Source organism: Achromobacter sp. ACM04, assembly GCF_014851465.1.
Taxonomy (GTDB): Bacteria; Pseudomonadota; Gammaproteobacteria; order Burkholderiales; family Burkholderiaceae_B; genus Achromobacter; species Achromobacter aegrifaciens.
The window spans coordinates 1,341,498-1,355,594 of sequence record NZ_JACUZS010000001.1; the positions used below are offsets into that span (position 1 = coordinate 1,341,498).

General features: G+C 67.2%; 13 protein-coding genes. 2 read left to right on the plus strand and 11 right to left on the minus strand.

From position 1 onward, the window contains the following. Positions 1-4: 4 nt before the first annotated feature. The 6 genes from mnhG to IB259_RS06275 are packed head-to-tail and all read right to left on the minus strand — an operon-like array spanning position 5 to position 5,990. Complete coding sequence (gene mnhG, locus IB259_RS06250) at positions 5-346, minus strand: monovalent cation/H(+) antiporter subunit G (RefSeq protein ID WP_054453932.1); 342 nt, start codon at positions 344-346, stop codon at positions 5-7. Continuing rightward, the gene (locus IB259_RS06255) at positions 343-624 is read right to left on the minus strand and encodes a K+/H+ antiporter subunit F (RefSeq protein WP_013394078.1); all 282 of its coding nucleotides are present in this window, start codon (positions 622-624) and stop codon (positions 343-345) included. Before IB259_RS06255 ends, mnhG begins: the two co-directional genes overlap by 4 nt. After that, complete coding sequence (locus IB259_RS06260) at positions 621-1,103, minus strand: Na+/H+ antiporter subunit E (protein WP_054453929.1); 483 nt, start codon at positions 1,101-1,103, stop codon at positions 621-623. The genes IB259_RS06255 and IB259_RS06260 overlap by 4 nt, the downstream gene beginning before the upstream one ends. Then, positions 1,103-2,734, minus strand: a complete 1,632-nt coding sequence (locus tag IB259_RS06265; RefSeq protein ID WP_175181027.1) for a monovalent cation/H+ antiporter subunit D — start codon at positions 2,732-2,734, stop codon at positions 1,103-1,105. Before IB259_RS06265 ends, IB259_RS06260 begins: the two co-directional genes overlap by 1 nt. Beyond that, positions 2,731-3,075 carry a Na+/H+ antiporter subunit C gene (locus tag IB259_RS06270; RefSeq protein WP_054453926.1) on the minus strand — a complete coding sequence of 115 codons (345 nt, stop codon included), beginning with the start codon at positions 3,073-3,075 and terminating at the stop codon, positions 2,731-2,733. Before IB259_RS06270 ends, IB259_RS06265 begins: the two co-directional genes overlap by 4 nt. Continuing rightward, the gene (locus tag IB259_RS06275; protein ID WP_192328044.1) at positions 3,075-5,990 is read right to left on the minus strand and encodes a monovalent cation/H+ antiporter subunit A; all 2,916 of its coding nucleotides are present in this window, start codon (positions 5,988-5,990) and stop codon (positions 3,075-3,077) included. Before IB259_RS06275 ends, IB259_RS06270 begins: the two co-directional genes overlap by 1 nt. Positions 5,991-6,550: 560 nt before the next feature. On the opposite strand from IB259_RS06275, the gene IB259_RS06280 reads away from it, so the two are divergent. Both IB259_RS06280 and IB259_RS06285 read left to right on the plus strand, forming a co-directional pair. After that, a complete protein-coding gene (locus tag IB259_RS06280; protein WP_175163865.1) occupies positions 6,551-7,531 on the plus strand; it encodes a tripartite tricarboxylate transporter substrate binding protein in 981 nt (326 codons plus the stop codon). A 463-nt stretch (positions 7,532-7,994) separates the two neighbouring features. Beyond that, positions 7,995-8,876 (plus strand): hypothetical protein, encoded by an 882-nt coding sequence (locus IB259_RS06285; RefSeq protein WP_119449651.1) that lies wholly within the window; start codon positions 7,995-7,997, stop codon positions 8,874-8,876. Positions 8,877-8,910: 34 nt separating this feature from the next. On the opposite strand, the gene IB259_RS06290 is transcribed toward IB259_RS06285, so the two are convergent. From IB259_RS06290 to IB259_RS06310, 5 genes are read right to left on the minus strand one after another with little or no spacing between them, the layout of a single operon-like run. Continuing rightward, a complete protein-coding gene (locus IB259_RS06290; RefSeq protein WP_054453920.1) occupies positions 8,911-9,876 on the minus strand; it encodes a tripartite tricarboxylate transporter substrate binding protein in 966 nt (321 codons plus the stop codon). Positions 9,877-9,916: 40 nt separating this feature from the next. Next, positions 9,917-11,059 (minus strand): CaiB/BaiF CoA-transferase family protein, encoded by a 1,143-nt coding sequence (locus tag IB259_RS06295; RefSeq protein ID WP_192328047.1) that lies wholly within the window; start codon positions 11,057-11,059, stop codon positions 9,917-9,919. Positions 11,060-11,083: 24 nt separating this feature from the next. Beyond that, the gene (locus IB259_RS06300) at positions 11,084-12,139 is read right to left on the minus strand and encodes a hypothetical protein (protein WP_370528689.1); all 1,056 of its coding nucleotides are present in this window, start codon (positions 12,137-12,139) and stop codon (positions 11,084-11,086) included. Then, entirely contained in the window at positions 12,132-12,815 is a 684-nt protein-coding gene (locus tag IB259_RS06305) for a TetR/AcrR family transcriptional regulator (RefSeq protein ID WP_192328053.1), read from the minus strand. Before IB259_RS06305 ends, IB259_RS06300 begins: the two co-directional genes overlap by 8 nt. Further along, complete coding sequence (locus IB259_RS06310) at positions 12,812-13,993, minus strand: acyl-CoA dehydrogenase family protein (RefSeq protein ID WP_119449647.1); 1,182 nt, start codon at positions 13,991-13,993, stop codon at positions 12,812-12,814. Before IB259_RS06310 ends, IB259_RS06305 begins: the two co-directional genes overlap by 4 nt. Positions 13,994-14,097 lie beyond the last annotated feature (104 nt).

The following is a 14,097-nucleotide window of genomic DNA, read 5'->3' on the forward strand; positions in this document are numbered from 1 at the left end:
CCCCTTAACTTGCATCGCGCTCGGCGTCGGTCTTGCTCAGGCGATTACGGTAGGTTGCCGCACGCATGAGCAGCATGGCGGTCACGGGCGAAGACACGATCAGCAGCAGCGTGATGATGACTTCATGAAACACAGGCCGCGAGGACAGTGCCGAAAACACCAGGATGGACGCCGCGAGCACGCAGCCGCAACCCATGGTGTTGCCCAAGGTGGGCGCATGGATGCGGGCATAAAAGGTACGGAAGCGCAGCAGGCCGGCCGAACCGGTCAGCGCAAGCAGGCCGCCGAGCACCAGCAGGATGCTCGCGGGTATGGCGGCCCACAGCGGGATCTGGGCGTCGATCATGGCTCGATCACCTCGCCGCGCAGCAGGAAGCGCGCCATGGCGGTGGAACCGACAAAGCCGAACAAGGCGATCAGCAGCGCAATGTCGAAATACACGGAAGTGCCGGAGCGGATGCCGAACACCAGCATGGTCAGCATGCCGTTGATGTAGAGCGTGTCCAGGGCCAGCACGCGGTCCTGCGCGGTGGGACCGCGCAGCAGCCGGATGGCGGCGAAGACCATGCCCAGCGCGAAGCAGAGCAAGGCGAAGGACGCCGCCCAATAAAGTATGTTGTTCATTCGAAAATCTCCATCAGCGGGCGCTCGTAGCGTTCCTGCACCAGCTTGATCCAGTCGCCTTCGTTCTGCAGGTCCAGCACGTGCAGCTTCAGGCTGTGGTCGTCGGTCAGGTCCACCCAGACGGTGCCCGGCGTGTATGTGACGATGCAAGCCAGCATCGCCAGGCCGTGCGGGTCGCGCATGGTCAGCGGGATCATGATGAACCCGGGCGAAAAGTCATTGCGGCGCGGATTCAGGATCAGCCGCGCCACGGCGATATTGGATTTGATGATGTCCGCGGTCACGTGCAGGAACAGCGGCACCGCCTTCCACAGGCGGCGCGGCTTGGCCCTCAGCGGTCGCAGGCGCGACGCCGCCCAGGTGAACCAGAGCGCCAGCGCGATGCCCAGCGCGATCTGGCCCGCGGACGCGCTCTGGTTGAGCACCAGCCACAGGACGAACAGGTAGACGGGCAGGAACAGGAAGTAGAGGCGGCGCATCAGCTTCCTCCCTTGAGGCCGCGCACGGTCTGCGCAGACATGACGGCGTCGATATAGGACTTGGGCTGGTCCAGCGACCGTGCCGCGTCGTCCAGATAGGCCGACACGGGGCCGGCGCCGGCCGCCAGGCCCACGCACAGCAGCAACAGCACGGCCACCGGCCCGGCTTCGATCAAGCGCAGGCGCGGCGTGCTGCGGTCATCGCTGGCCCAGAACACGCGGATGCCGGTGCGGCCCAGGCCGATAAGGCCCGCCAGCCCCGACAGCAACACCGCGGCCACCAGTATCCAGGCGTCCATGGGCACGGCCGATTCGTTGGCGGCCGACACCGCCGCCGACAGCAGCGACAGCTTGGCGACGAAGCCCGACAGCGGCGGCAGGCCGGTTACCAGCAAGGCGCAGGAAATGAAGGCCAGGCCCAGGAAGGCCATGGCGGCGGGAATGGCCACGCCCACCACGTCGTCGGAACGGTTGACCGAGGCCGGGTCGTCCAGGTCGAATGCGTCCAGGGTGACCGCCAGCACGTTGGCGCCGAAGCTGCGGGTGCGCTCGATCAACTCAGCCAGCAGGAAGAACGCGCCCGTGGTCAGCACGGAGCTGAGCAGGTAGAACAGCGCCGGTCCCGTCAGCGTCACGCCGGGCATGCCCAGTGCGGTCAACAGCGTGCCGGCCGACACGATCACGCAGTAACCCACCATCTTTTCCAGTTGCTGGGTCGCCAGGAGGCCCAGGCCGCCGAACAGCAGCGTGGCCAACCCCGCCGCGAACATCCAATCCAGGCTGAAGGCCGCCGGCGCGCCGGTGGGCAGCAGCAAGGAACCGATGCGCAGCAGCGCGTAGATGCCGACCTTGGTCATGATGGAAAACATGGCCGCGACCGGGGCGCCAGCCGAGCCGTAGCCCTTGACCAGCCAGAAGTTCAGCGGCCAGGCGCCCGCCTTGACCAGGAAGGCCACGCCCAGGATGGCCGCGCCCGCCTCGAACAGCATGCGGTCCGCGCCCGCCAGGTTGCCGGCGCGCACCGCCAGGTCCGCCATGTTCAGCGTGCCGGTGACGCCGTAGATCAGCGCGATGCTGATCAGCAGCAGGAACGAGGCCACCAGGTTGACCGCAATGTACTGCAGGCCGGCGCTCACGCGCGCCACGCCCGAGCCGTGCAGCAACAGGCCATAGGACGCCGCCAGCAGCACCTCGAAGAACACGAAGAGATTGAACAGGTCGCCCGTGAGGAAGGCGCCGTTCAGGCCCATCAGCAGGAACTGGAACAGCGAATGGAAATGCACTCCGGCGCGGTCCCAGCGCGCCAGCGCATAGACCAGCGTCGCCAGCCCCAGCACCGCGGTCAGGGCCAGCATCACCGCAGCCAGGCGGTCGACCACCAGCACGATGCCGAAGGGCGCGGGCCAGTCGCCCACCAGATAGACCCCCACCCCGTCCGGCCAGACGCCAGGCACGCCGCCGCCCGCCACCACCAGCAGCGCGATGGCGGCGGCCAGTTGGCCCAGCGTCGAAACCAGCGCAATGGCGCCACGGGTGTAGCGGCGGGTGTCCGCCAGCAGGAGCATCGCCGCGCCAGCCGCCAGCGGCGTGACGATGGGCAATACGGGCAGGTGTTGCAGCCAAAAATTCAAGATTGGGACTCCCGTCCATCAACGTGGTCGGTACCCGTGAGGCCACGCGAGGCCAGCAGCACAACCAGGAACAGCGCGGTGGTGGCAAAGCCGATCACGATGGCCGTGAGCACCAGCGCCTGCGGCAGCGGATCCGCATACCAGGAAGGATCATGGGCCATTGCCGGATCGACCACGGGCGGACGGCCCGAGGTCAGCCGGCCCATGCCGAAGATGAACAGGTTCACCGCGTAGGAAACCAGCGACAGGCCCATGATGAACTGGAAGGTCCGCGGCCGCAGCAGCAGCCAGACGCCCGAGCCCGCCAAGACACCAATAGCGATGGCGTATATCAATTCCATCAGGCTTCCCCTGTTTGTGCGGCCGCCGCCTGGATTTCGACGGCAGCCTTGCGTTGCGCGCGCAGCGATTGGTGGGCCAGCGCCACCAGCACCAGCACGGTGGATCCCACGACCAGCATGTAGACGCCCAGGTCGAACAGCAGCACGCTGGACAGATGCACGTGGCCGATCAGCGGCAGCGCGACATCCCAGGCCAGCGCCGCCAGGAAAGGCTTGTAGGCGAGCCACGCGCTCACCGCCGCGGTGCCGGCGAACAACAGGCCGATGCCGATCCAGTTCTGCGGGTTGAGGCGGCTGCGAGACTCCACCCAGTACACGCCGCCGACCATGTATTGCAGGATGACGGCGGTGGCGAAGATCAATCCGCCCACGAAACCGCCGCCCGGCTCGTTGTGGCCGCGCAGCAGGAAGTACACGGAAATCAGCGCGGCGGTGGGCAGCAAGAGGCGCACCAGCACGGTCGGCACCATCATCGAACCCGTGGGCACCAGCGACTTGATGTCCGGCGCGGCCGGCACGCCGCCGTCCTGGTCGATCTGCTGGCGCGGCAGGTCCGCGCTTTCGGCGGCCGGACGGAAGCGGCGCAGCAGCGCGTAGACGGTCAGCGCCACGATGCCCAGCACCGTGATTTCGCCGAAGGTATCGAAACCGCGGAAGTCCACGAGGATCACGTTCACCACATTGGTGCCGCCGCCATCGGGCAGCGCGCGGTCGACGAAATACGAGGAGATGGTGTCGCCTTGCGGCCGCACCAGCACCGCATAGGCCAATGCGGCCATGCCGGTGCCCGCGGCGCCTGCCAGCAACAGGTCGCGCAGACGCCGCCCGCGAGCCCGCAGCGTGGCCTTCAGGCTCTCGTCTTCATCCTGCGCAATGCGCCGCGGCAGCCAGCGCAGGCCCAGCAGCAACAGCACCAGGGTCACGACCTCGACCGACAGCTGGGTCAGCGCCAGGTCGGGCGCCGAGAACCAGACGAAGGTCAGGCAGGTGATCAGGCCGGCGCCGCCCGCCAGCGCCAGCGACGCCAGGCGGTGGTACTTGGCCTGGAAGGCGGCGGCCAGCGCGCAGCCCGCGCCCACCAGCCACAGCAGCGCGAAGGCCGGATCGATCGGCGTCATGCGGCCCGAGCCATCCAGCCAGCCGCCCGCGCGCAGCGGCAGCCAGGCCACGAACAGCGTACCCAGCACGATCAGCAGCATCTGCACCTGCAGGCGCGAGGACGCCAGCCAGCGTAGCAGCCAGGCCGCGGCCACGCTGGAGCCGTCCAGCAGCGCCTCGAAGCTGCGGCGGCCGTCCAGGCGGTAGATGAACGGCACCCGGCCCGGATTGGCGCGCTGATGGGCACGCAGGGCGAGATAAAGCAGAATGCCGGCCGTGGTCGCAACCAGGCTCATGACCAAAGGCAGGTTCAAACCGTGCCAGACGGCCAGGCTGTACTCCGGCATGTCCTGACCCAGGATGCTCTGGGCCGCGGTCGCCAGGAACGGGCCGACCGTCAGGCCCGGCACCACGCCCACCAGCAGGCAGATCGCCACCAGCAGCGCGCTGGGGAACAGCATCCAGCGCGGCGGCTCGTGCGGGGCGCGCGGCAGGTCGGTGGCCGGGGGGCCGAAGAACACCTGCAGGATGAAGCGCAGCGAATAGGCCACGCTGAACGCGCCCGCAATGGTGGCCACCAGGGGCAGGCCGATCTCGGTGATGCGGTCGCCGCTGACGAAGGTGGTCTCGGCGAAGAACATTTCCTTGGACAGGAAGCCGTTGAGCAGCGGCACCCCCGCCATCGACGCAGCCGCCACCATGGCCAGCGTGGCGGTGATCGGCATGGCCTTGTACAGGCCGGACAAACGGCTCAGGTCGCGCGTGCCGGTCTCGTGGTCCACGATGCCCGCCGCCATGAACAGCGAGGCCTTGAAAGTGGCGTGGTTGATCATGTGGAAGATGGCGGCCACCAGCGCCAGCGTGCTGTTCAGGCCCAGCAGCAGCGTGATCAGCCCCAGGTGGCTGATGGTGGAGTACGCCAGCACCCCTTTCATGTCCTGCTGGAAGATGGCGGCGTACGCGCCCAGCACCAGCGTGATCAGCCCCGCCCCGCCGATGATCCAGAACCATTCGTCGGTGCCCGACAGCACCGGCCAGAAGCGCGCCAGCAGGAACACCCCGGCCTTCACCATGGTGGCCGAATGCAGGTAGGCGGATACCGGCGTGGGCGCCGCCATGGCGTTGGGCAGCCAGAAATGGAACGGGAACTGCGCGCTCTTGGTCAGCGCGCCCAGCGCCACCAGGATCAGGACGGCCGGATACCAGGGGTCGGCCCGCACCAGATCGCCCGCGGCCAGCACGCGGTCCAGGTCATAGCTGCCGACGATATGGCCCAGGATGAGGACGCCGGCCAAGAGGCACAGCCCGCCGCCGCCTGTGACCGTCAGCGCCATGCGCGCGCCGCGGCGGGCGTCCAGGCGGTGATGCCAGTAGGCGATCAGCATGAAGGACGCCAGGCTGGTCATTTCCCAGAACATGACCAGCTGGATCAGGTTGCCCGACAGCACCACGCCCAGCATGGCGGCCATGAAGGCCTGGAAGAAGGAGAAAAAGCGCGGCACCGGATCTTCCGGCGACATGTAGTAGCGCGCATACAGCACCACCAGCGCCCCCATGCCGGAGACGATCAGCGCGAACAGCCAGGCGTAGCCGTCCATGCGCAGGGTGAACTGCAGGCCCAGGGCGGGCGCCCAGGGCATGTCGAAGCGCACCACGCCGCCGTTGGCGACCTCGGGATAGAGACTGATGACCAGCACCACACAGACCAGTGCGATGAGGCCCGCCAGCCAGGCCTCGGCATTGCGGGCGTTGGATGGCAGAAGCACGGCGCACAGGCTGCCGGCAAACGGCAGAGCGAGGATCAGGATCAGCGACATGGCGTTCCGAGAGTGTCCGGGCCCCCTCCCGCCAGCGCAAGGCAGCGAAAGACGAACAGACCGGGGATTGAAAAACGGACGGAACCCTGGCCCGGTGCGTCGCTGCACTACACGTTGCCCCGCGGGGGGCATCAACCAACGCCATTGAACGGCGCAGACAGAAACAAACGCAATAGCTTTCTTGCAAGACCGGCCAAGAATCTCATACGAAAAATATCAGATTCTTGTAAGTTATGCAGAGATTTATGTGTTTACGATGCGGATGACAGCAAGATAGATGCGCAATCCTTGCGCAATTGAAATATTCCGGAAGCTGTTCATGTCTTTGTCAGCATTGGATTTTTTCGCCTATTGCCGTCTTCTCCGGGCAACGGCGCCGTAAAAAAATAACCCTGGACAAGCCAGGGTCTATCCGGGTTGACCGACGGATATTTACTGTGTGGAATGGCGCCCACGAAGCATCCACCGCGCCAGCATCCGGGCGCGGCAGGCTTCACCGACGCCGGCCCAAGAAGCCGGCCGGGTCGGAAATTCAAATAATCTGGAGAAGACTCTTGACCATGCTGTCCCAAGCCAAGGCCGTCCTGGCCGCCGCCATCGCCGGCCTCTGCCTCACCACCGCCGCGCAGGCAGCCGACCCCTACCCCAACAAACCCATCCGCCTGATCGTCCCGTTCGCCGCGGGCGGCACCACCGACATCGTCGCGCGCATCGTCGCCGAAGGCCTGACCCGCGAGCTCGGCCAGGCCGTGGTGGTCGAGAACCGCGGCGGCGGCGGCGGCTCGATCGGCGCCGATGCCGTGGCGCGCTCCACGCCCGACGGCTACACCCTGGGCGTGGCCACCGTCAGCACCATGGCCACCAACCCGGCCACCAACCCCAAGAACCCGTACAACCCGTTGAAGGACTTCGTCCCCATCACCAATATGGTGAACGTTCCCAACGTGCTGACGGTGAACCCTGCCGTGCCGGCCAAGACCCTGGCCGAGTTCATTGCCCTGCTGAAGGCCAACCCCGGCAAGTACGCCTACGCGTCCTCGGGCGCGGGCGGCATCGGCCACCTGGACGGCGAGCTCTTCAAGTCGCTGACCAAGACCGACATGGTGCACGTGCCGTACCGCGGTTCGGGTCCGGCCCTCAATGACGTGATCGCCGGCCAGGTCAACGCCCAGTTCGACAACCTGCCCTCGTCCATGCCCCACATCCAGGCCGGCAAGCTGCGCGCCCTGGCCGTGGCCGCGCCCAAGCGCCTGCCCGCGCTGCCGGACGTGCCGACCTTCTCCGAAGGCGGCCTGCCGGAAATGGATAACATGGCCTGGTACGGCCTGGTAGCGCCCGCCGGCACCCCGCAGGCGGTGGTCGACCGCATCCATGACGCCACCGTCAAGGCGCTCAAGGATCCGAAGATCGTGCAGCGCCTGGCCGACGGCGGCTCGCTGGTGGACGGCAACACGCCCGCCGAATACGCCGCCCAGATCAAGCGCGAGCTGGAACTGCGCCAACGCATCGCCAAGGAACGCAACATCCAGTCGACCAACTGATCGTCAGCGGACAGCGCGCCGGCCCGGTCCGGCGCCGCCCCAAGGCCGGCCTGTTTCCCAGGCCGGTTTTTTTTCGCGCCCGCCTTGCGCCCCCAACGTTCCAAGGGCTGCGCTTGACTGCAATCGCCCCGGTGGTAGCATGTGCGACCGTGCGATCCCATCTTTCTCCCCCTCCCTGCGCCGCCTGCGCGCTTTGCGCCCTGCGCTCGACCCTGTTGAGCTCGCAGGAAGTCGCCGCGCGCTCCGCCTACGCGCGCTCCAAGCCCGGCTAATCGCCCGCTTTTCCCCTTTCTGATTCCTGCACCGGCCCGCCGCCGGCTGCCTGCGCACATTCGCGCATCCGGCAGCCTTGCTGCCGGCCGGCGGACGCCCTGCCGCGTGGCCGGGATCCGCGTCTCGTCCCTCGATCCGCAACGCCAACGCAGGCTTGCGGCCAGGCCACGCACCGACCTATTCAAGCGCCATGCAACTCACCAAGAACTTCGTCAAAGCCAAGAACCCCTGCGCGGGCGGCTACAAATGGTTCATCCGCGACCACAACGGCCAGGGAGACTACCAGGCCGTGCTTGACGCCTTGGTCGCTGACGGCCGCGTCAGCGACGCCTGCTGGCTGCTGGACCAGTTCGGCCCCACCGACGCGGTGCTGCGGCTGGATTCGGTCGACGCCAATGCCATCGTGTTCGCCGGCACGCTGGAAGTGCGCATGGGCATCAATGTGGACAGCGTGGTGCGCGCCGGGCGCAGCATCGTCACGGGCGGCGGCATCCGCGCCGGCGAAACCATCCAGGCGGGCGAGAACATCACCGCCAACGCCAACATCGCCAGCGGCGGCAACCTGCGCGCAGGCGGAGACATCAGCGCCGATTGGGGCATAGAAACCGCCACGCGCCTGGACTGCGGCGGCAATGTGCGCGCCAAGTGGGACATCTGCGCCGGCCAGGACCTGGCCGTGACCGGCCACCTGCATGCCGGGCAGGACATCCAGACGCAAGGCGCCATCAAATGCGGCCAGGGCATCAAGGCCGGCGGCGACGTGCGCGCCGAAAAGGAAATCGACGCCGCCTGCGGCATCCAGGCCGGGGGCTCCATCCAGTGCGGCGAGCACCTCGCTTCCGGCTGGGGCCTGATCGCCGGCGAGGACATCCGCGCCGAAGGCGCGATCCGGGCAGGCGAAGGCGTGCAGGCCGAAGGCGTGATCGAGGCCGGCGCGGGCCACGGCATCTACGCCGGCCTGAGCGTCCGCCTGGACGCCTGGGCCGCCTGCGCGCGGGTGGTGGCGCAGAGCCGGCCCGAGCAATTGGTCAGCGGGCACTGGGACGGCCAGGACAGCGCCGCCTACGCATAACCGCAGCCCCGGCGCAGCCGGGGCGCAAAGCCGCCTACTCCGGCTTGATGTTCGCTTCCTGCATGCGGCGGCCCCAGGTGCCCAGTTGCGCCTCCACGAAAGCCTGCTGTTGCGCCTGCGTGTTCGGCGCGGCCGTCATGCCCAGGGCGGCGAACTTCTGCTGCACCTCGGGACGCGCCAGCGCGTCGTTCACCGCCTTGTTCAAGCGCTCCAGGATAGGCTGGGGGATGCCGGCGGGACCGGCCAGGCCTACCCATACCACCAGGTCGAAGTCCTTATATTCCGTTTCGGCAAAGGTTGGCACATCCGGCAGGTCCGGCAAGCGGCGCTCGGTGCTGATGGCAAGCGCCCGCAGCTTGCCGCCGCGCAGCAGCGGCGTGGCGACCGACAGGTCCGCCATCACGTAATCGACCTGCCCGCCTGCCAGGTCCGTCAGCGCCGGAGGCTGGCTCTTGTACGGCACGCCTTCCGCGCGCACGCCGGCAATGCGGTTGAACGCCGCCGCGCCGACCTGCCCGCCCGGCGAGCCGTAGCCGTAGTTCAAGGAACCCGAGGCCGCCTTCTTCACGAACGTGGCCAAGTCCTTGTACGGACCGTCCGCGCGCACCAGCAGCAGCATGGGCATGGTGGTCAGGCGCGACACGTGGCTGAAGTCCTTCTGCGCATCGTAGGGAAGCTTCTTGAACAGCCCCGGATTGATGGAGTTCAGCGAACTGCTGGAGATCGTCAGCGTGTAGCCGTCGCCCGGCGAACGCACCGCATACTCGGTGCCTATCAGGCCTTGGGCGCCGGGCTTGTTCTCGACGATCACGTTGGCGTTCAGGTCCTTACGCAGTTCTTCCGCGATGATGCGGGCGCTGGTGTCGGTCGCGCTTCCTGGCGAAAAAGCCGCGACGATCTTGATGGGCTTGTCGCCCGGATAGGTCTCGGCCTGCGCCGCGCCTTGCGCGGACAGGTTCAGCAGCGCGCATGCCAACAGCGCGAATCGAATCGTTTTCATGGTCTAGTCTCCTGGTTTTATGGGTACTGCCTGGTTCGCCTTACCGCTCTGACGGCGGTGTTGCGGCGTTCATTTCGCCCAAGCGCGGCGGGCCCCGGCGTATGGCCGCCGGCGTGCCGGACAGTTTTATCGGTATGCCCGGGCCGTGGTAGTCGTCGCGCCGGACCACCATCTGGCGATGCTCGGTATGGGCGGCTGCGGCCACCGATGCCATGTCCAGGATCGGCGCGGCCGGCACGTTCTGCGCCAGCAACTGCTTGCCGAACCCCTCGCCATCGACCTGCGCGAACGCCTGGGCCAGCGCCGCATCCACGGCTTCGCGGTTGACCACTCTTTGCCCGTTGGACTTGTAGCGTTCGTCCTGCGCCATGTCGGCAATGCCCAGCTGCGTGCACAGCTTGGTGAAGAGGCGATCGTTGGCGACCGCGATGAACAAGGGGCAGGTCCGGGTCTGGTAAACGTTGTAGGGCACGATGTTGGGATGCCCGTTGCCGCTGGGGCGCGGCGTATTGCCCGACGCCAGGTAATTGGCCAGGAACGGATGCGCCACCGATACGGCGGAATCGTAGAGGCACACGTCCGCCATCTGGCCGCGCCCCGTGCGGTGCCGGGCCTGCAGGGCCAGCAGCACGGCGATCGCGGCGTTCATGCCGGTGGTGAGGTCAACCACCGGCACGCCCAGCCTCAAGGGTTCGCCACCCGCCTCGCCGTTGATGCTGAGCAGGCCGGCCATGGATTGCACCGCGGCGTCGTAGCCGGGCAATTCGCCCAGCGGGCCATCGTCGCCGAAGCCCGTGATGCGGCAATGGACCAGTCGCGGAAAGCGCTCGGTGATGGCGGACGGTTCGGCCACGCCCCAAGCGCGCAGCGTGCTGGCCTTGAAGTTCTCGATCAGCACGTCGGCCGTTTCCAGCAATTGCCAGAACGTCTCGCGGCCGGCTTCGCTGTTCAGGTCCAGCACCATGCTGCGCTTGTTGCGGTTCACGGCGCGGAAATAGGCCGAACTGCCGTCCACGAACGGGGGACCGAAACCGCGGCATTCATCGCCTTCCGGCGATTCGATCTTGATTACGTCGGCGCCATGGTCGCCCAGCATCTGGCCGCAGAATGGCCCTGCCAGGACGCGCGACGCGTCGATGACGCGCAGGCCGGCGAGCGCGCCGCCGGTATCGCTGCTATGCATAGTCTGTCTCCTTCGATTTCAGGCTCAGGCCGAAGCGCGGGCGATCAGCCAGCTGAATTCCCTGCCCTGCGCGCCCGCCTGCGTGTTCATGCGCAGCGCAAGCCGGTGATTGTGCGCATCCAGCGCGCCTTCCAGCAGGCCGTTCCAGGCTTGCGCCACGCAGGGGTGCGCATCGGCCACAGCGTCCATCAGGTTCCAGCCGTGTTGCGTCACGCGCACGCCTTCCGCCGTTTCGCTCAACTCGCACGTGTCGCCCTGTGCTTGCGCCAGCGCCACCATGAAGCGCCCGAACTGCAGCGCGGAACTATCCTGCCCCACGCCCAGCGCCCGCGCCGTCTCGTGATAGAACTGCATGCCTATCATTCTTCCCGTCAGGTGCAGCAGCGCGGCCGCGTCCTCCGGCCCCCACAGGTTCACCGCTACGGGCAAGGCGCTGCGCACGTACTCCATGGCGTAGTTGCGGCTGGCCTTGGCCAGGCGCGTCGCGGGCCAATCCACGGTGGGCAGCGTCGGTGCGGCAGCGGCGTCGAAATCGGGCGCGTCCTCATTGCGGCTGAAGCGCAGGCGTTCATGCGGCTGCAGGTCGCGGTCGTACTCGTAGTAGTAGCCCTCCAGCCCCGACTGGCCGTCGACAGCCTGCTTGGTGCATACGAAACCCAGCCGCGGATTGTTAAGCGACACGCCGTTCTGCGCATGCCAGCCCGCCAGCATGGCGCGCGACACCTCCGACGGTATCGCGCACAGCGCGGTGCCCGACCAGATCCAGCGCGGTGCGGAATAGCGTATCCAGGCCTTGCGGTCGGACTCGTACATGTACTGCACCGCCACGCCGCCGATATGGTTGGACAGGTAGTGGTACTGCGCCGCCGCCACCGCGGGCGGCAGATGCGCGATGCCCAGCTTCTTCAGGCCTGGCAGGAAGCGCTCGTTGCGCTGGCGGCAGAAGATCTCGTAGACCAGTTCGGCCGCGCGCGCCGTGCCGCGGCGCGTCACGGCCGACAGGACGATGCCGGTGAAGAATGCGTGATACCACTCGGAAACCGCGCGCCAGCCGCGTTCCTCGGATTGCATGTCATGCATGGCCATTCACTCCAGTGGGGACCGCCACGGAACCGGGCAGCAGGGATTGCATGGACGCGACAGCGAAATCCGCGATGTCGCGCGCGATGGCTTCGCGATCCGCTTCGGATTCGCCGGCCCTGGGGCGATACCACATGGTGGTCCAGTTCAAGGCGCCCAATAGCGGCTTGACCTGCAAGGCCGGCGGACCGCGCCGGAAGTCTCCGGTCGCCATGCCCGCCTCGACCACGCTGCGGAACAGCGACTCGTAGCGGTCGCGCTGCCGCACCAATTCTTCCAGCTCGGCACGCTGGTTCGCCGTGGTGCGTCCGGCCAGGTGCAGTTCGACGCCCTGCACGGTGACGCGCTGGTACGGCAGGTGCGCCATCATCAGATGCGTGTGGGCGTGGGCCATGTTCCAGAGCCGCTGAGGCGGCGACGCGGCCTCGTCCTCCACCAGCGGCGTCACCGTGTCCAGGTTCAACTGCATGGCGCGCCGGTGCACGGCGAAGAACAGGTCGGTCTTGCTGCGGTAGTAGTAATAGACGCTGCCTTTCGTGACGCCGATCAGGTCGGCGACCGAATCGATCGTGGTCGCCGCGAATCCCATTTCGGTGAAGGCATGCGCGGCCGCGTCCAGCAGCTCCACTTGCCGCAGGGGCATCTCGTCATAAGGAATGGCAGTCTTGGCTTTCATGCGAACTCCCCGCGCTGCGCCGCAGCGCCTGCGCTTTTCTTGATGGCGCGGGCCAGGACCACGCGCTGGATTTCGGAGGTGCCTTCGTAGATTTCGGTGATGCGCTGGTCCCGGTAGCAGCGTTCCACCGCGCTGGGCTTCACATAGCCGCGTCCGGCGAGAATCTGCATCGCGTCGTCCACCACGCTGTGCGACGTTTCGCTGGCCAGCAGCTTGGCCATCGCGCCCAGCGTGCCGATGTCCTGCCCGGCGTCGTAGGCGCGCGCGGCTTCGTAGGTCATCATCCGCGAGGACGACAGCGCGGTGGCGGCGTCGGCCAGCTTGAAGCCCACGCCCTGGTGGTCGATGATGCTGCGCCCGAAGGTCTGGCGCTGCACCGCGAAGTCTCGCGCCTCGGCATAGCTGCACAAGGCGATACCGTTGGCCTGGGCCGCCACCACCACGCGGCCGATGCTCAAGGTCGCCAAGGCGAGCTTCAGCCCTTCTCCCAGCGTCCCGACCACGCTTTCAGCGCCGACCCAGGTGTCCAGTTTCAGGTTCGTGGTGGTGGTGCCGCGTATGCCCATCTTGTCTTCGTAGTGGTCTACCACCACGCCGCTTGCGTCGCGGTCGACCACGAATGCGCTGATGTTGTTGCGCGCGCCCGGCTCGCCCGTGCGGGCGAACACGATGAAATGGCGCGAATGCCCGCCGTTGCCCAGCCAGCATTTTTCGCCCCGGATGCGCCACCCGTCGCCCTCGGGCACGGCCGTGGTCAACAGGGCCGCCGCATCCGAACCGGCGCCGCGCTCGCTCAGGGCGAAGTTGACCGCGTGGCCGTCGCGCGCCAGGCCGCCCAGCAGCACCATCTTCTGTTCGGCGGTACCTCCCAGGATGACCGGAAACGCGCCCAGCGACAGCGCCGCCAGGATGGCGGCCGTGGAGGCGCAGCCCTGGGCCACGGTTTCCACCACAGCCACCAGCGAGGTCAGCGATGCGCCCGCGCCACCGTACTCGGCTGGAATGAAGAGTCCCGAGATCCCGCTTTCCCGCAACGGCGCCAGGTGCTCCACGGGATAGCGTTGTTCCCGGTCTATGGCGGCGGCCGCCGGCGCGAACGCCCGCGCGGTCAGGTCGGCGGCCTTGTCGCGCCAGGCGCTTGCCTGCGGGTCGAGCGGGGGATTCCAGATCACGGACATCGTTGTCTCCAGCAACATACTAATGAGTATTTAATAAGCTGGATGAGAACATACTACTTGGTATTTTTCTTCGATACCTGGGGAAAACCCGCGACCCAATGAGT